At 71.3% G+C, this 16,349-nt stretch carries 20 protein-coding genes; 9 read left to right on the forward strand and 11 right to left on the reverse strand.

The window, feature by feature from the left end:
- The first annotated feature begins 100 nt into the window (after nt 1-100).
- From acsA to ABFX46_RS41745, 5 genes are read left to right on the forward strand one after another with little or no spacing between them, the layout of a single operon-like run.
- A complete protein-coding gene (acsA, locus tag ABFX46_RS41725) occupies nt 101-1,876 on the forward strand; it encodes an acetate--CoA ligase (RefSeq protein ID WP_346049916.1) in 1,776 nt (591 codons plus the stop codon).
- A complete protein-coding gene (gene pdhA, locus ABFX46_RS41730) occupies nt 1,873-2,916 on the forward strand; it encodes a pyruvate dehydrogenase (acetyl-transferring) E1 component subunit alpha (RefSeq protein ID WP_346049918.1) in 1,044 nt (347 codons plus the stop codon). The genes acsA and pdhA overlap by 4 nt, the downstream gene beginning before the upstream one ends.
- Nucleotides 2,913-3,941, forward strand: a complete 1,029-nt coding sequence (locus ABFX46_RS41735) for an alpha-ketoacid dehydrogenase subunit beta (RefSeq protein ID WP_346049920.1) — start codon at nt 2,913-2,915, stop codon at nt 3,939-3,941. Before pdhA ends, ABFX46_RS41735 begins: the two co-directional genes overlap by 4 nt.
- Complete coding sequence (locus ABFX46_RS41740) at nt 3,934-5,262, forward strand: dihydrolipoamide acetyltransferase family protein (protein ID WP_346049922.1); 1,329 nt, start codon at nt 3,934-3,936, stop codon at nt 5,260-5,262. The genes ABFX46_RS41735 and ABFX46_RS41740 overlap by 8 nt, the downstream gene beginning before the upstream one ends.
- Nucleotides 5,259-5,501, forward strand: coding sequence for an acyl carrier protein (locus ABFX46_RS41745; protein ID WP_346049924.1), 243 nt, complete (start codon nt 5,259-5,261; stop codon nt 5,499-5,501). Before ABFX46_RS41740 ends, ABFX46_RS41745 begins: the two co-directional genes overlap by 4 nt.
- 91 nt (nt 5,502-5,592) lie before the next feature.
- Here the strand turns inward: ABFX46_RS41745 and ABFX46_RS41750 are convergent, their stop codons facing one another.
- The 11 genes from ABFX46_RS41750 to ABFX46_RS41800 form a co-directional block, all read right to left on the reverse strand.
- Nucleotides 5,593-6,711 carry a 4Fe-4S dicluster domain-containing protein gene (locus tag ABFX46_RS41750; RefSeq protein WP_346049926.1) on the reverse strand — a complete coding sequence of 373 codons (1,119 nt, stop codon included), beginning with the start codon at nt 6,709-6,711 and terminating at the stop codon, nt 5,593-5,595.
- The gene (locus tag ABFX46_RS41755; RefSeq protein WP_346049928.1) at nt 6,708-7,190 is read right to left on the reverse strand and encodes a hydrogenase maturation protease; all 483 of its coding nucleotides are present in this window, start codon (nt 7,188-7,190) and stop codon (nt 6,708-6,710) included. The genes ABFX46_RS41750 and ABFX46_RS41755 overlap by 4 nt, the downstream gene beginning before the upstream one ends.
- A gap of 14 nt (nt 7,191-7,204) precedes the next feature.
- On the reverse strand, nt 7,205-8,500 hold the full coding sequence (locus ABFX46_RS41760; RefSeq protein ID WP_346049929.1) for a Ni/Fe hydrogenase subunit alpha: 1,296 nt from the start codon (nt 8,498-8,500) through the stop codon (nt 7,205-7,207).
- Complete coding sequence (locus ABFX46_RS41765; protein ID WP_346049931.1) at nt 8,484-9,272, reverse strand: NADH-quinone oxidoreductase subunit B family protein; 789 nt, start codon at nt 9,270-9,272, stop codon at nt 8,484-8,486. Before ABFX46_RS41765 ends, ABFX46_RS41760 begins: the two co-directional genes overlap by 17 nt.
- Before the next feature lie 2 nt (nt 9,273-9,274).
- The gene (locus tag ABFX46_RS41770; protein WP_346049933.1) at nt 9,275-10,144 is read right to left on the reverse strand and encodes an FAD/NAD(P)-binding protein; all 870 of its coding nucleotides are present in this window, start codon (nt 10,142-10,144) and stop codon (nt 9,275-9,277) included.
- Complete coding sequence (locus ABFX46_RS41775; RefSeq protein ID WP_346049935.1) at nt 10,141-10,623, reverse strand: cyclic nucleotide-binding domain-containing protein; 483 nt, start codon at nt 10,621-10,623, stop codon at nt 10,141-10,143. Before ABFX46_RS41775 ends, ABFX46_RS41770 begins: the two co-directional genes overlap by 4 nt.
- Nucleotides 10,624-10,638: 15 nt before the next feature.
- The gene (locus tag ABFX46_RS41780; RefSeq protein WP_346049937.1) at nt 10,639-11,406 is read right to left on the reverse strand and encodes a DUF6390 family protein; all 768 of its coding nucleotides are present in this window, start codon (nt 11,404-11,406) and stop codon (nt 10,639-10,641) included.
- Nucleotides 11,403-12,353, reverse strand: a complete 951-nt coding sequence (locus tag ABFX46_RS41785; RefSeq protein WP_346049939.1) for a DMT family transporter — start codon at nt 12,351-12,353, stop codon at nt 11,403-11,405. The genes ABFX46_RS41780 and ABFX46_RS41785 overlap by 4 nt, the downstream gene beginning before the upstream one ends.
- Nucleotides 12,350-12,583, reverse strand: a complete 234-nt coding sequence (locus ABFX46_RS41790) for a HypC/HybG/HupF family hydrogenase formation chaperone (RefSeq protein WP_346049941.1) — start codon at nt 12,581-12,583, stop codon at nt 12,350-12,352. The genes ABFX46_RS41785 and ABFX46_RS41790 overlap by 4 nt, the downstream gene beginning before the upstream one ends.
- 153 nt (nt 12,584-12,736) lie before the next feature.
- Nucleotides 12,737-13,372, reverse strand: coding sequence for a class F sortase (locus ABFX46_RS41795; protein ID WP_346049943.1), 636 nt, complete (start codon nt 13,370-13,372; stop codon nt 12,737-12,739).
- A 1-nt stretch (nt 13,373) separates the two neighbouring features.
- Nucleotides 13,374-13,928, reverse strand: coding sequence for a hypothetical protein (locus ABFX46_RS41800; protein WP_346049945.1), 555 nt, complete (start codon nt 13,926-13,928; stop codon nt 13,374-13,376).
- Nucleotides 13,929-14,244: 316 nt separating this feature from the next.
- Here ABFX46_RS41800 and ABFX46_RS41805 point away from each other — a divergent pair, with 316 nt between their 5' ends.
- From ABFX46_RS41805 to ABFX46_RS41820, 4 genes are all read left to right on the forward strand, one after another.
- Entirely contained in the window at nt 14,245-15,099 is an 855-nt protein-coding gene (locus ABFX46_RS41805; protein ID WP_346049947.1) for a universal stress protein, read from the forward strand.
- Nucleotides 15,100-15,203: 104 nt separating this feature from the next.
- Nucleotides 15,204-15,455: a DUF1876 domain-containing protein gene (locus ABFX46_RS41810; RefSeq protein ID WP_346049949.1), complete on the forward strand. Its 252-nt coding sequence runs from the start codon at nt 15,204-15,206 to the stop codon at nt 15,453-15,455.
- 77 nt (nt 15,456-15,532) lie between these two features.
- Nucleotides 15,533-15,721 carry a hypothetical protein gene (locus tag ABFX46_RS41815; protein WP_346049951.1) on the forward strand — a complete coding sequence of 63 codons (189 nt, stop codon included), beginning with the start codon at nt 15,533-15,535 and terminating at the stop codon, nt 15,719-15,721.
- Between the two features lie 246 nt (nt 15,722-15,967).
- Nucleotides 15,968-16,349, forward strand: a 382-nt coding sequence (locus ABFX46_RS41820) for a glycosyltransferase family 2 protein (protein WP_346049953.1), incomplete at its 3' end; no start/stop codon positions are given.

Genomic DNA, 16,349 nt, shown 5'->3' on the forward strand with positions numbered 1-16,349 from the left:
GGCCGTTGGCCCTCCAGGGCTTGGGACCTCCGGCCCTGGGAAGCTGCTGGCCCGCGCCCAACGCTGAAGGCGGAACCTCGTTTACGCGGAGGTGGGCCGAATGGACTGGAAGACCATCGGCAAGGCCGGGCGCTCGGGCGGCCCGCCGAACTTGGACGACTACGAGAAGGTCTGCGCCCGTTTCTCATGGAACGATGCGCGGGCCGCCATGGACGGGCTTCCCGGCGGACGCGGGCTCAATATCGCGTTCGAGGCGGTCGACCGGCATGCCGCAGGGGTGCTCGGCGAGCGGGTGGCGTTGCGCTGCCTGGACAAGGACGGCACTGCGACCGATCTCACCTACGCCCGCCTGCGGGACGAGACCGACCAGTTCGCCAACGTGCTGCGGGCGCTGGGGGTGCGCAAGGGAGAGCGGGTGTTCTCCCTGCTCGGCCGTGTCCCCGAGCTGTACGTGACCGCGCTCGGCACATTGAAGAACACCAGTGTCTTCTCACCCTTGTTCCCGGCGTTCGGACCGGAGCCGATCCGCGACCGGCTCCGCCTCGGCGATGCGAAGGTACTGGTCACCAGCCCCGAGTTGTACGCCAGAAAGGTCGTCCAGATCCGGGACGAGTTGCCGGGGCTGGAGCACGTGTTGATCGTGGGCGGGTACGAGACGCCGCCCGGCACGGTGTCCTACCGCGAGATCATGGAGGACGTCGCTCCCGTCTTCGAGATCCCGCCGACGGACCCCGAGGACATGGCGCTGCTGCACTTCACCAGCGGCACCACGGGACGGCCGAAGGGCGCGGTGCACGTCCACGAGGCGGTGGTGGCGCACCACCTCACCGCCGCGTACGCGCTCGATCTGCGGGCGGGCGACGTGTTCTGGTGCACGGCGGACCCCGGCTGGGTCACCGGCACCTCGTACGGGATCATTGCCCCGCTCACCCACGGCGCGACCTTGCTGGTCGACGCCGCCGAGTTCGACGTACGGCGCTGGTACCGGACGTTGGAGGAACAGCGGGTCACCGTCTGGTACACGGCGCCGACGGCGCTGCGGATGCTGATGCGTTACGGGACGGAGCCGGCGCGCGGCCACGACCTGTCGGCGCTGCGGTTCGTCGCCAGTGTGGGGGAGCCGCTCAATCCAGAGGCCGTCGTGTGGGGCGCGGAGGCGTTCGGGCTGCCCGTCCACGACAACTGGTGGCAGACCGAGACCGGCGCGATCATGATCAGCAACTACGCGTCCATGGACATCAGGCCCGGCTCGATGGGGCGTCCCATGCCGGGTGTGGAGGCGGCACTGCTGGAGCGCGGCGCCGACGGGCGCGCTCGCGTGTCACCCGGCGGCCGGGTGACGGTGCTGAGCGGTCCGGACGCCGAAGGGGAACTGGCGCTGCGTCCCGGGTGGCCCTCGATGTTCCGCGGCTACCTGCACGATGACGCCCGCTATGCCAAGGCGTTCGCCGGCGGTTGGTACCTCACCGGTGACATCGCCCGCCGCGACGCGGACGGCTACTACTGGTTCGTGGCCCGCGCGGACGACGTGATCAAGTCCGCAGGGCATCTCATCGGCCCGTTCGAGGTCGAGAGTGCGCTGATGGAGCACGAAGCCGTCGCGGAGGCCGGGGTCATCGGCCGACCGGACCCGGTCGCCGGGGAGGTCGTCAAGGCGTTCGTAACGCTGCGTCCCGGCTATGAGGCGGGCGAGGAACTGCGCCGCGAGCTGATCGCCTTCGGGCGCAGGCGGCTGGCGTCCCTGGCCCCCAAGGAGATCGCCTTCGACCAGAACCTCCCGCACACGCGCAGCGGCAAGGTGATGCGCCGGCTACTGAAGGCACGCGAGCTGGGCCTGCCCGAAGGTGACGTGTCGACACTGGAGCAAGCGCCATGACCAGGAAGAAGAACAACGGGAACAGCGAAGTGGCCGCGGCGGCCCGCACCCGGGGGAGCGGTGGGCAGGTGGTTGCCGAGGAGCATCGGAGCCTGCTGCGCCAGATGCTGCGAATCCGGCGCTTTGAGGAGCGCTGCGTCGAGCTGTACAGCGCTGCGGAGATCCGCGGCTTCATGCACCTGTACATCGGGGAGGAGGCGGTCGCCGCCGGGGTGATGCCCGCCCTCGATCCGGAGGACGCCGTTGTCAGCACCTACCGCGAGCACGGCCACGCCCTCGCCCGCGGTGTCTCCGCCGAGGCGATCATGGCGGAGATGTTCGGGCGGTCCACCGGATGCAGCCGCGGTCGCGGCGGCTCGATGCACCTGTTCGACTCGGCGACCCGCTTCTACGGCGGCAACGCCATTGTCGGCGGCGGGCTGCCGATCGCGGTCGGGCTGGCGCTCGCCGACCGGATGCGCGGCGCCGACCGGGTCACCGCGTGCTTCTTCGGGGACGGCGCGGTCGCCGAGGGCGAGTTCCACGAATGCCTTAACCTGGCCGCGCTGTGGCACCTGCCGATTCTGTTCGTCTGCGAGAACAACCGCTACGCCATGGGCACGGCGCTCGCCCACGAGCACGCCGAGACCGACCTGGCCCTCCGTGCCTCCTCCTACGGGGTGGTGTCGTGGGCCGTTGACGGCATGGACGTGCTCGCCGTCTCAGCGGCCACGCGGCGGGCGACCGAGGCGGTGCGTTGGGGCGGCGGCCCGCACTTCCTGGAGATGCGCACCTACCGCTACCGCGCCCACTCGATGTACGACCCGGACCGCTACCGCGACAAGGCCGAGATCCAGGACTGGAAGCGCCACGACCCGATCGACGCCCTGGTATCCCGGATGCGCGCCGGCGGCGAACTGGCCGACGACGACCTCGCCGCTATGGAGAAGGAGATCGCCGCTGAGATCGACCAGGCCGTCGACGCGGCGAAGGCCGCGCCGCCAGAACCGGTCGAGGCCCTGGAGCGGTTCGTCTACTGCGAAGAGGCGGTGCGGCCATGACCACCACGCAGAGGGCCCGCGGTGGCCCGGAAGCGGCCGAGAACGGGACGATCACCTACCGCGAGGCCCTGAGAGCGGCGCTCCGCGACGCTCTCGCCCGGGACGACCGCGTCTTCCTCATGGGCGAGGACGTCGGCCGCTATGGCGGCTGCTTCGCTGTCAGCCTCGGCCTCCTGGAGGCATTCGGGCCCGAGCGGATCCGCGACACGCCCCTCTCGGAGTCGGCGTTCGTGGGCGCGGGCATCGGCGCGGCCCTCGCCGGCATGCGGCCCATCGTGGAGATCATGACGGTCAACTTCAGCCTGCTCGCGCTCGACCAGATCCTCAACAACGCGGCCACGCTGTCGCACATGTCCGGCGGGCAGTTCGGCGTGCCGCTCGTGATTCGCATGACGACCGGGGCCGGACGCCAACTGGCCGCCCAGCACTCCCACAGCCTCGAAGGCTGGTACGCGCACATCCCCGGCCTGCGGATCGTCGCCCCGGCGACCCTGGAGGACGCCCGCGGCATGCTGTGGACGGCGCTGGAGAGCCCGGACCCGGTCCTGATCTTCGAACACGCCTCGCTGTATCCGATGTCGGGACGGCTGCCCCCCACCGCGGGAACGGTGGACATCGACCGTGCGGCGGTGCGCAGGACCGGCTCGGACGTCACCCTGGTCACCTATGGCGGAAGCCTTCACAAGACCCTAGCGGCGTCCGAGCGGCTCGCCTCCCAGGGCGTCCAGGCGGAAGTGATCGATCTGCGGTCGCTGCGGCCACTGGACGACGCCGCCGTCATGGCTTCGGTCCGCCGCACCCACCGCGCCGTGATCGTGGACGAGGCATGGCGCTCCGGAAGCCTGTCCGCGGAGATTAGCGCCCGCATCACCGAGCAGGCGTTCTACGACCTCGACGCACCGGTCGGCCGGGTGTGCGGCGCGGAGGTCCCAGTCCCGTACGCACGGCATCTGGAAGAGGCAGCGCTTCCGCAGCCGGGCGACATCGTCTCAGCAGTCCACCGGGCGGTGAGCGGCGATGCCTGACTTCACGATGCCCTCACTCGGCGCCGACATGGACCGCGGCACCCTCACCCAGTGGCTGGTCAAGCCGGGGGACAGAGTGCACAGAGGCGACATCGTCGCCGTCGTCGAGACGGACAAGGCCGACATCGAGGTCGAGTGCTTCGACGACGGCGTGATCGACACCCTCCTGGTCCAGCCCGGTGCCACCGTCCCTGTGGGAACCCCGCTCGCCCACCTGGCCCCACCGTCAGGCGGGCCGGAACGCCCGACCCCGGCCGCGGAGCCCCGGCCGTCCGCCTCCGTCCGGCCCCCGGTAGGGGAACCGGCAGGGCCGGTCGCCCCACCCCGGCACCACGAGATCGCGACTCCGCTCGTCCGGCGCCTGGCGGAAGAACGGGGCGTCGACCTGGCCTTGGTGCACGGTACGGGGCACGGCGGCCGGATCGTACGTGCGGACATCGAGCGGGCGGGCGCCGAACGAGCCGTCCCGCCGGTGGCCCGGCCCAAGGCGTCTCCGCTGGCCCGCAGGCTGGCGACCGAACTCGGGGTCGACCTGCGTGATCTGCGCGGATCCGGTGCGCACGGCGCCATCCTCGCCGCGGACGTCCGGGCTGCTGCGCGGACCACAGGCTGTCCGACCGGGCAGCAGCCGGCGGAGCGACCCGCAGCCGAGGGCAGGCAGGCGGCGATGCGGCGGGCGATCGGCGGCCTCATGGCGCGGAGCAAGCGCGAGATCCCGCACTACTACCTGAGCACCACCATCGACCTGGGCCGGGCAGTCCCGTGGCTGCGGGAGCGCAACCGCGAGGTGCCGGTGGCGGCGCGCGTCCTGCCGGCCGCGCTGCTGCTCAGAGCGAGCGCGCTGGCCGCGCGCGAGGTGCCCGAGCTCAACGGCCACTGGATCGACGACGCCTTCGTCCCCGGAGACGGCGTCCATCTCGGCGTCGTCGCGGCGCTGCGCGGCGGCGGGCTGGTCACACCCACCCTGCGCGCCGCCGACGGGCTCCCGCTGGCGGAACTGATGTCCGTCCTCAAGGACCTGCTCGTCCGGGCCAGGACGGGCCGGCTGCGCGGTTCCGAACTGAGCGGCGCCACGATCACCGTCACGAACCTGGGCGAGCAGGGAGTGGAATCGGTGACGGGCGTCATCTTCCCACCGCAGGTGGCCCTGCTCGGCTTCGGCAAGATCGTCGAGCGGCCCTGGGCGGTGAACGGGCTGCTGGGCGTCCGCCCGGTCGTCACCGCAACGCTGGCGGCCGACCACCGGGCCACCGACGGGCACACCGGTGCGCGGCTCCTGGAGACCGTGGACCGGCTGCTACAGCATCCGGAGGAGCTATGACACCCCTACAGGCACGTGAACTGGCCGCTCGTTCACTGGAGAAGGTCGCCCCGGACATCGACGCCGCGCAGGTCGGCGGCGACGTCGACCTGCGCGCGGATCTCGGCCTCGACTCCCTAGACTTCCTGGGCTTCGTGGAAGCGCTCACCGAAGGCTCAGGCGTGCGCATCGACGAGGACGACTACCCCGAACTGTTCACTCTGGACGGCTGCGTCGCCTACCTCGTCCGCAGAAGCTGACCCGGAGGAAGTCCCGCCCGGCGGATCACTCGGCAGGGGACAGGCGTACACCCGCGGACGGGGTCACAAGTGGGCCGGTCCCGTAGGAAGCTCAGCCGGTACCTTCCGCGGCGGCCTCGGCGGCCAGTGCCGCGACCTCGACGGTGAGGTCGATGCCGACCGGGCACCAGACGATGCACCGGCCGCAGCCTACGCAGCCGGAGGAGCCGAACTGGTCGTGCCAGGTACCGAGCTTGTGGGTGAGCCACTGCCGGTATCGGCTCTTCGCGGACGACCGGACGTCGCCGCCGTGCAGGTGAGAGAAGTCCGGGTCGAAGCAGGAGTCCCAGAGTTGCCAGCGCTCGGCATGGTCGCCGGTGAGGTCGGTAGTGTCGGCGACCCTCGTGCAGAAGCATGTCGGGCACACCATGGTGCAGTTGCCGCAGCTTAGACAGCGTTCGGCGACATCGTCCCAGCGAGCCGCGCCCAGGCTGCCCGCCATCAGGTCGTGCAGGCTCAAAGCAGGCATCTCCCGGCCCATCCGGTCGGCCGCGGCCGTCACCTCCGCACGGGCCCGTCCCACGTCGACGGGCTTCGCAGGTCCCGCCCGCACGTCGTCCATGATGAGGGAGCCCGCTTCGGTGCTCACGTCCACGATGTAGCGCGGGCCGTCCCGGCCGATCAGTTCGGTGAGCGCGAGATCGTATCCGGGGCCCGCCTGTGGACCGGTGCCCATGGAGACGCAGAAGCAGGTCTCACCGGGCTCGGTGCAGTTGACGGCGATGATGAAGGCGTCCCTGCGTCGTCCCGCATAGGACGGGTCGACGTGGGAGCCGCCCATGAGAACGCGGTCCTGGACGGCGATGGCGCGCAGATCGCACGGCCGGACGCCGAGCAGCGCCAGGCGGGCAGGGGCGAGCGCGTCGGTCTCGGTCGCGAAACCGTCCTCGGTCCGGCGCGCCTCCCACAGCTTGACCCTTGACCGGTGCAGGAAGGGCTTCCAGGACTGCGGCCCGGCCGCGTGAGCGAACGCGGCGCCGTCCTCCCTGCGGATCAGCCGGTAGCCGCCGGGGCTCAGCCGGACGCCCCATCCGTACGGCAGGTGTTCGACCGAGTCCAGTTCCGCCAGGACTATGGCGTCGTCGCGGACGGTCGGGCCGATGACGGTGTATCCCGCTCGCCGGAGCGCTGCGTGGAGAGGGCTGAGATCGGCCAGTTCCAGTGTGTTCATGACGCGTGGTTCCCCTTCCGGTGCGGGTGTCCGACAACCTGCCCGGCCGGCTCCTCGCCGCCGGGCTCAAGCGCTGCGGCCAGCCGGTCGGCGACGGCGGCGACCGCTGCGGCGACCCTGGGCGTCAGTCCGTGACCGAAGCCGAAGTCGGCGCCCTCGATCGCCAGAACGCGCAGGCGGCCCGGCATCTGGCCGACGGCGAGCCCCAGTGCGACGGCGTCGCCGAGGCCGAGGGCGTGGCCGCTGACGGACCGCGCGGCCAGAGCCGCGGTCTCCGCGCAGAGATCGTGGACGCGACCGGGATCGGGCGGCTCGGCGCGTACCGCGTCCACGACGATCGCCAACCCGGCGCCCGCCCACAGCTCGATGAGCCGCGCCGGTTCGCCGTCGGTCACCGCGAGCCTCGCCCGTACCCTGCCGCGGAGGGCCTCGATCACAGCGAGGCCGGCCCCGTCGTCGCGGCGAAAATCGTTGCCCACGCCGATGACGATGGTCATGACCGGTCGACGGTGAGGTCGAGGAAGTGGGTGGAGCAGGAGATGCAGGGGTCGTAGTTGCGGATGGCCTGCTCGCATCGGTGGGTCAGGGTGTGGTCGTCGAGGTGCAGGCGGGCGGCGACGAAACGGCGCAGGTCGTCCTCGATGGCGGCCTGGTTCTGGGATGTCGGCGGGACGATCCGCGCGGCCCGGATCAGGCCGTCCGGGCCGAGGTCGTAACGGTGGTAGAGGACGCCGCGCGGCGCCTCGGTGACACCGTGCCCGGTCCCCTCCCGGGGCGGCACCGGCAGGGACGGTTGGGGCGGTGGCTCGTAGCCGGCGATGATCCGCAGGGCCTCGTCCACCGCGTAGACGATCTCGACGGCGCGCACCAGGATGCTGCGGAAGGGGTTGCGGCATTCGGGGCCGAGCCCGGCCCGGTCCGCGGCCTCCAGCGCGAGGGGCGACAGCCGGTCGCGGTTGAGGGAGTAGCGGGCGAGCGGGCCCGTGAGGTACGGACCGCCGTTGGTGAAGCGGGAGTGCAGAGCGGTCGAATGGGGAACCTGCTCCTCGGCGATGCGGTCTTCGAACTCGGCGGCGGTGAAGCAGCGCCCGGTGCTGCTGCGGAGCACGCCGCCATCCAAGGGATACCGTCCGGCGGACAGGGCGAGGTATTCGTGACGGTGGGGGAAATCGGGGAACTCGAAGCCCGCAGCCCATTCCACGGTGGCGAGCGCGTCGTCGCGGGCCCGCCGAAGCAGTTCGGTGAGCGGGGCCAGCTCAGCGCGCTCCGGTGTGCGGTAGAAGCCGCCGACCCGGACGTTCACCGGATGGATCGCGCGGCCGCCCAGCACCTCCAGCAGTGTGTTGCCCGCCTTCTTCAGCCGCAGGCCCCGCTCGACGACGGCGCGGTGGTCACGGGCCAGTTCCACCGCACCCGGGTAACCGAGGAAGTCGGGCGCGTGCAGCAAGTAGACGTGCAGGGCGTGGCTCTCGATCCACTCGCCGCAGTACAGCAGCCGGCGCAGCTCGCCGAGGGTGCCGCCGACCTTGACGCCGCAGGCCGCCTCGACGGCCTGGCAGGCGCTCATCTGGTAGGCGACCGGGCAGATCCCGCAGATCCTCGCGGTGATGTCCGGCGGCTCGGTGTGGGCACGGCCGCGCAGGAACGCCTCGAAGAACCGCGGCGGCTCGTAGATGTCGAGCCGGACCTCCTCGACGGCCTGGCCGCGCACCCGGACGTACATGGCGCCTTCGCCCTCGACCCGGGCGAGGGCCCCGACCTTCAGTGTCCGGTCATTGCGGTGCGTCATCGCCCGCCTCCTCCGGTCGTGGCTCCTCGCGGAACGCCGATACATTGAAGGTGGAGAGCACCCGGTGCGTCTCGTCCTCGGTCATGTCGAGCCATGGCAGCAACCCGCGGGTGTTGGGACGGGTGCCGCTCCAGGCGGGGGAGGGGCCGAAGCAGCCGTAGCAGCCCCGCCCGTAGGCCGGGCAGATCGCACCGCACCCTGCGTGCGTGATGGGCCCTAGGCAGGGGGTGCCGCGCGCGACCATGACGCACACGTTCCCGCGGCTCTTGCACTCGAAGCAGACGCTGTGGCCGGGCACGTCGGGCCTGCGGCCGGTGAGGTGGGCGGTGAGCACCTCCAGGAGTTGGCGCCGGTCGATCGGGCAACCCCGAAGTTCGAAGTCCACCGGTACGTGCGCCGCGATGGGCGTGGACCGCGCGAGCGTGGAGATGTACTCGGGACGCGCGTAGACCACGGAGGCGAACTCCTCGACGTCCGCGAAGTCGCGCAGTGCCTGGACGCCCCCGGCGGTCGCGCACGCCCCGATCGTGATCAGCTTGCGGGACACCGTCCGCACATGCCGGATGCGGTCGAGGTCGGCCGGGGTCGTGATCGATCCCTCGACCAGGGAAACGTCGTACGGGCCGTCCCCGGCGGCGCTGGTCGCCTCCAGGAAATGCGCGATCTCGATCCGTCCAGTAAGGGTGAGCAGTTCGTCCTCGCAGTCCAGGAGCGTTAGCTGGCAGCCGTCGCAGGAGGCGAACTTCCACACGGCCAGGGTCGGTCGTCTCATGGCTACAGCTCCCTGACGGTCATGAGCGGCACGGCGCGCTCGTACGGCAGGACGGGCCCGTCGCGGCAGATCAGCAGCGGCCCGAGCTGGCAGTGTCCGCACCACCCGAGCCCGCAGCGCATGTTGCGCTCCAGGGACAGCCGGACGTCCGCGGCGCGCATCCCGCCTGCGATGAGCGCCTCGGCGGTGACGCGCATCATCACCTCGGGCCCGCAGATGAACGCCGCGGTGCGGGCCGGATCGACCTTCGCGGCACCCACCAGCGCTGTGATCAGGCCGATGTGACCGGCCCAGCCGGGGACGGGCCGGTCCACCGTGACCTCGACCTGAGCGCCGTTCGCGCGCCACATGTCCAGTTCGTCGACGAACAACAGGTCATCCGGGGTGCGCGCACCGATCAGGACCGAGATCCGGCCGAAGGAGTCCCGGGCGGACAGCGCGTGCAGCACCGCCGGCCGCAGCGGGGCCAGCCCGATTCCGCCGGCGGCGAGCAACAGGTCGCGGCCCCGTGCCCCGTCCAGCCCCCAACCGGTGCCGAACGGCCCCCGCAGCCCGACGACCTGCCCCGACTGCGTCGCGCACACGGCCCGGGTCACGGCGCCGACGGCGCGGACGGTCTGCTCCAGCACCGGCCCGGTCCCCCGTGAGCGGGCGGAGCCCCGTTCCTCCGGTAACGGCCCGATTCGGCTGACGGAGATCGGCGCCTCGCCGACACCGAACACGTACATCATGGTGAACTGGCCGGGAACGGGGTCGGGTACGGCCGCCTCGACGGGCTTCAGCGTCAGCGTGACCGTGTCGGCCGTCTCCGCGCGCCGGCCCGTCACCCGGTACGGGACGGGCGCCATGGGGCTGTGCGCGGCCGGGGTCATCGGAGCTCCTCCGGGTGCGCGTACAGGTCGAGCATCCGGACCCTGGTCGCCTCGAGCCGGTCCAGCATGACGGCCCCGAAGCGCAGGGCGAGGTCGTAGCCGAGGCGGAGGTCCGCGGCGCACAGCTCCCGCACTCCCCCGCCGTCGAAACGGAAGGCCGCCACCGGTGCCGCGGCGACCGCGCCGAATCTCCAGCGGTGCGGTGGGAAGAGCCATGACCAGCCCAGCATCGACGAGGCCGGCAAGGTCTCCACCACCACCGCGCCGCGGCCGGGCACCTGCAGATCGAGCGCGACCCTGCCCGAGCGGAGCAGCCAGAACTGCTGGGCCGGAGCGCCCTCTTCGAAGAAGCGGTGCCCGACCGGAACGGAGACGATGTCGGCGGTGGCGGCCAGCGCGGCACAGTGCGACTCGGCCATCCCGGCGAAGAAGCGCTCCTCCGCCAGAGCGGCGAACGTCGTGGCGTTCGTCTCCTCCATCTGGCCCGACCTCCTTCAGGAAAGGGCCCGCGTACCGGGGCCGCGGTCGAGAAGCGGTGCGGGGCGCGCGGCCGTGTTGACGACCCGCAACTGGCTGAGGGTGTAGTGACGGAGCATGGACACGCTGTACGGGGAGAGCCGATGGCAGACCCAGTCCCAATGCAGCGCCGCGACGTCGCCCTCTCGGACGCGCACCCCTGGAGCAGGCCGCGTCACTTCCGTCCGGGGTTCCCCCAGGCGCAGGACACGGCCGTCCCATGCCAGTGACCGTGACCGGACCGTCACCGCCCCGCCCGCGACGGTCATGACACGTCCCCACCGGATGCGGCACCGGTCCAGTACCCGCAGCGGCTCCTCGCTGAACCCGGATCTGAGCAATCCCACCCACGGGTAGACGCCGAAAACGTGGAAGTTGTGGTGTGCGCGCGCACCGGACCCTGCGAGGGACGCCAGATCGGCCCAGTGGCCGCCGACCCGCCGCTCGAACCGCTCGGCCAGATGAGCCGCGAGGAGGGACGGCCCGATCCGTTCGAGGAGGGGCCCGCCGATCCAGTAGGAGCCGACCACCCGAGCGTCGAGCGGGTCGGCGATGCGCGTCGCCGCCGCGATGAGTTGGAGGTACGGCCAGGCGCCGGAGAACCTTCCCGCCAGCTCGGTCAACCCCCGGTCGGTGGTTCCCGCCCCGGCGTAGTCCCCGACGGCCGCGCTGTCGTCCGGGCCGCAGTACCCGAGGAGGTTGGGCGGGTAGGCGAACCGGGCGAACAGCACCGGGCCGGGGATCACGGCGCCGCTCCCTCCAGGGCGTGCCCGCGTGCGCGGATTGCCGCCGTCACGAGCAGGGCCGTCCCCGCGAGCAGTATCGCCAGCCCGCCCGCCTCGCCGGCGGACGGCAGGGCACCGGTGTCCGCGGCCGACAGTGCCGCGGTCACCAGGGCGCCCAGGCTCAGCACGGCCGTCACATCGACGGCCGGCGCGAGCGACAGCGCCGTGAACCAGCCGGCGACGTAGATGGCGAGGATCACCCCGGTCACCGCCGCCCACCACCAGCCGTTGCGGTCCAGGCCCACCAGTGCGGACCAGCGGCCGCTCGCCAGGATCCACAGCACCAGCACCGCGGCCCCGAGCGACAGCCGCCCCGCACCGAGCACCAGCGGCGGGACACGCGGCAGCAGCCGTCTGGCAACGATCACCTCGGCCGACCACAGCAGCGTCGCCGCGAGGATCAGCAGTTCCCCGGTGCCGAACCGGAAGCCCGAGAGCCCGCCGTCCGCGACAGCCTGCCCGGTGATCAGCAGTGCGATGGCGCCCGCCTGGACGATCCCGGACCGCTCTCCCAGCAGCGGCAGCGCGAGCACCGCCACCCAGACCACCAGGGTCTTCTGCAGGAACGCCGCATGGCCGGACGACTCCCTGGCCAGCCCTTCGAAGAAGAGCACGAAGGGGACGCTGCCGCCGATGACCGCGATTGCGAGCATTCCCGCGACCACACTTCTCTTCAGCAGCGGCGTCCGGTCACCGCCCCGCATCGACCTGAGACGGCTCATCGTCGCCGGGGCGACGACCAGTGACAGGACCAGGGCCGCCACCAGGTTCTTCGCCGTGGTGTAAACGGCAGCGTCCCCGGCGGCGCGCACGCCGCGCGCGTTGAGGAAGATCGCCACACCGCTGACGACGGCGGTGCCTCCGGCGAACGCAATCCCGCGCGGGTACCCGGTCGCGTGCCCGCTCATGGCCGTCGTCCCCCCGCGCCGTCCCGCACGGCGGCCATTCCGGCCGCCTCCTCCGCACTGATCTTGCGAACGGCGATACCGCTGTGCATGACCAGCCAGTCTCCGCACGCCACGGGGACGCCCTCCAGGGTGAGGATCACGAGGGAGACGACGGCCCGCGCCTTCCCGCGGGCCACCACTGCCGTGCCGTCACCCATTGTGACGACCTGGCCCACTTGCTCCAGGCACACGTGATACCTCCAACGGCGGTCGCGCCGGGGAACAACCTCATGAGAAACCGTTACGCGGTGGGCGCCAAGGGGCCGAAAGTCCCTTCCCGCCGTCTTTCGGCGAATGCCCAGTTCAACGACTGCGAAACGATTGCGCCGGACGCTTTCGGGATCTCACCCGGACGCGTTGATGAGGACGCCGTAGGCGATGATGTTGTCCTTGTAGCTACGCTTCACGGGGTCGAACTCGCCTCCGCAGGTCATCAGCCGGATCGTCGGTTCGGCCGTGCGGCCGTAGACCCGCTCGGTGGGGAACTGTGATTTCGGCACCTGCTCGATCGAGGTGATCTGGAAGACCGCCGTGCGGCCGTCCTCCCGCAGGACCTTGACCTTCGCGCCCGGCCTGAGCCGTCCGAGGTCGTAGAACACGGCGGGGCCGGAGGCACGGGTGTCGACATGGCCGTAGAAGGCGGCCGGTCCTCGCTCGCCGGGTGCCGCGCCGCCGTTGTACCAGCTGGTGAGCTCCGGACGGTTCAGCGATGGCTCCTGGACGGTGCCGTCGGTGTTCAGCCCAAGGGGCAGGACCGGCGCGTCCACACCGATCGCGGGTATCCGGATGCGGACGGGCGCCGACCGCGACATCGGAGCGGCCGCCGCGGGCTCGCCGGAGGCGCCGCCCCCGCCGCCTGTGGGCACGTCCGGCGGCCCGCCACGATCGGGCCCGAAGACGATCCCGGCGACGACGAGAACGACCCCGATGATGACGGCGGCGGCCGCGATCGGCAGCCACACGCCGCCCCATCGGCGCATCTCAGGCCCCGTTCTGGCGGCGCCTGCGCAGCGCGAGCGTGCCGGCGACGGTGCCGGCGCCGATCAGGATCATTCCGCCGAGGACGAAGGGACCGGGACCGGACGTCGAGCCGCCACCGGTCTGCGGCGGGCCGGACGGAGTCGGGCCGGTCGGAACCGGGCCCGTCGGAGTCGGACTGACCGTCCCCTGGACGATCACGAGCGAGGTCGAGGCGCTGACGGTGGTTCCGTCGCAGAGAAGGCCGACCGCGTACTTGCCGGGCTTGGCCTCGGCCGATGTCTTCACCGTGATCTTCTCGCTGCCGTTGAAGGCACCGCTTTCGGCGAAGGCATCGGACTTGACGATGGCCATGGCGGTGCCGTCGGCGCACACCGCGGCGACGGTCACCGGCGCGCCACCGGTGCCGACCGAGGACGGCGTGACGGACACGCTTGCCGTGGGGGGCGTAGGCGGGGTGGGGGCGCTGGTGGCGGGGGTCGGCGTCGGGTCGAAGGGGCTGAGGCTCAGGGCCGTCGCGAGCACGGGCGCGACGGCCAGGATACCGAGTGGCAACATGTTCCACCTCCTGCGCACCGCCGTCCGGCGGCACGCTCCGGTCGGGGGTTCCGCAGCCAGTGCAATCCCGCCAGACCCCCGTGGCGCAGGGCCGGAGGTCACCGCGCACACGGCCCAAGGTCCCGTCCCGGGCCGCCCGCACTGCACCGCACCGGGGCAGTTGCGTACAGGCGGTCGGTGAACGCGAGGCTCAATACGGCCGTGCGGTGTCGTGAAGGCCCCAACCGATGCCGGACCTTGGTCCCTTGCGACCGACTGCCGGAGTTCATGAGTGTGGAAGTGGCTGCGGAAACATGCCCGATCGTTGGAGGAGCCCATGTCCGCACCGATCGTTGTGGGAACGGACGGATCCGGCATCGCAGAGCGCGCCGTGGACTGGGCGGCCGCCGATGCGGCGCGGCGCCACCGGCCGCTGCACATCGTGCACGCAGCGCAGATCTGGCCGTATCAGGTTCGCCGGTTCGCCCCGCCCGATGAGTCGGAACGCGTGTCACGTGCGGGCCGCGCCGTCCTGCTGGAGGCCGAGAAACGCGTGCGCACGCACTGGCCCGAGCTGCGAGTGACCACGGCGCTGCAGGTCAACGCGGCGCCGGACGCGTTGCGGGACGAGTCGGAGAACGCGTTCGAGCTGGTCGTCGGTCAACGCGGCCGCGGCGGCTTCTCCGGCCTGCTTCTCGGTTCCGTGAGCCTTCGCGTGGCCGGGCATTCGGCCGTTCCGGTCGTGGTGGTTCGCGGGAAAGCGGGCACGGGCCGCGGGGAGGTCGCGGTGGGATACGACATCGAGGACGAGAGAGGCGATGTGCTGGAGTATGCGTTCGACGCCGCCGCCGTCCGCGGGGCGCGGCTGCGCGTCGTGCACACCTGGCAGATCTCGGCGAGCCTCGCCGAGTCCGGGTACTCCATTGATGAGGATCGCATGAACGACGAGCGGCGTGCGAGGGTCATCGCCGCCTACGCCCCGCTGCACGAGCGGTATCCGCTGGTCGAGGTGGTGAACGAGGTGCTTGTGGGGCACCCGGTGTCCATTCTGTCTGAGGTGTCGCGGGCGGTCGATCTGCTCGTCGTCGGCGCGAGCCATCACCGAAGAGGCGTGCCGAGGCTCGGCTCCGTCGGACACGGTGTGATCCATCACGCGGAATGCCCGGTCGCGGTCGTCAGCCGGCCCCGGTGAGGGGCAGGCCGTTCGCCTGGAAAAGCAAGGGACCTCCGGCCCTGCCTTGCCGCCCGATGACCTCGAAGGATGAAGATGGAAGCGACCCAGCGAAGGAGGTCGTCATGAAGGCCAAGCAGTGGAGTGTGGAGCTCTACATCAGCGAGGACGGCACGGACACTCTCGCGCGCGCGGTCCTGTTCACCGGTGGCGAGAAGAAGCCGGTCGGGTACGGCCGGGCGCGCCGTAACCCGGTCGACCGCGAGGTCCCGGAGATCGGTGAGGAACTGGCCGCCAGCCGGGCTCTGGCGGACCTCGCCGATCGGTTGCACGGAGTGGCTGGCGAGGATATTGCCCAGCTCGCCGGTCCGGCATGAGGACTGGACGCGGTACGACGGCCGGGCCTCCGGGTCCGGCCGTCTCCGCGAGGCGGGCCGGGCGGTGGCGGTACCTCGTGCTGCCCGCGTTCGGCGCGGCGGCCGCGTCGGGTGCCATGTCGCTGGGCGCGCCCGCCGATGTGGTGCTGTGGACCGCTGCCGGCTTCACCGGCGTCCTACTGGTGACGCGGCTCCTGATCGGCTTGGGCGCTCTCCGGCCCACGAAGCAGGCCAAGGCCGCGTCTCACCAGGATCCTGCGGAATAGCCGGTGCGGTTGGCGAATAAGTCGCGGGCCCGAAAGACGATGGAATGGAATCCGTGCTGAGCCAGGGGAATTTGAGGTTTTTTCGAGGACGTAGGTCCCTGGTAGCGGGCAGTGGCGTCCGCCAGTGTGTGAAACGCCGGGAAGCTGATCGGAGCACCTGGTCGACGCTGGCATGCTGAATGGCGGGGAGTCCGCTGCGGGGCCGTGTTCTGGATGGTCCCGTGGAAGCGAGTGGAGGAATGGCGAATGGAGTCCGAGCCGTACGTCGGCGTTGTGGTGCCCATTTACAACGTCGAACCGTATCTTGAGGAATGCTTGGACTCGATCGCCCGCCAGTCGGTCCGCGAATTGGACGTCGTCCTGGTCGACGACGGGTCCACCGACGCGAGCGCGGAGATCGCCCGCGCGTTCACCGACCGGGATGCTCGGTTCCGGCTGATCCGGCAGCCCAACGGCGGGCTCGGCAACGCGCGCAACGTGGGGGCGGCGAACGTGCGCGGACGCTTCCTGGCGTTCGTCGACAGCGACGACGTGCTGCCCGACCACGCGCTTGAACTGCTGGCGGGGACGCTGGAGGAGACCGGCTCCGACATCGCCTCGGGCAACGTGCAGCTGCTCACCGAGGACG

It is taken from the genome of Actinomadura chokoriensis, from assembly GCF_039529475.1.
Taxonomy (GTDB): Bacteria; Actinomycetota; Actinomycetes; order Streptosporangiales; family Streptosporangiaceae; genus Spirillospora; species Spirillospora bangladeshensis.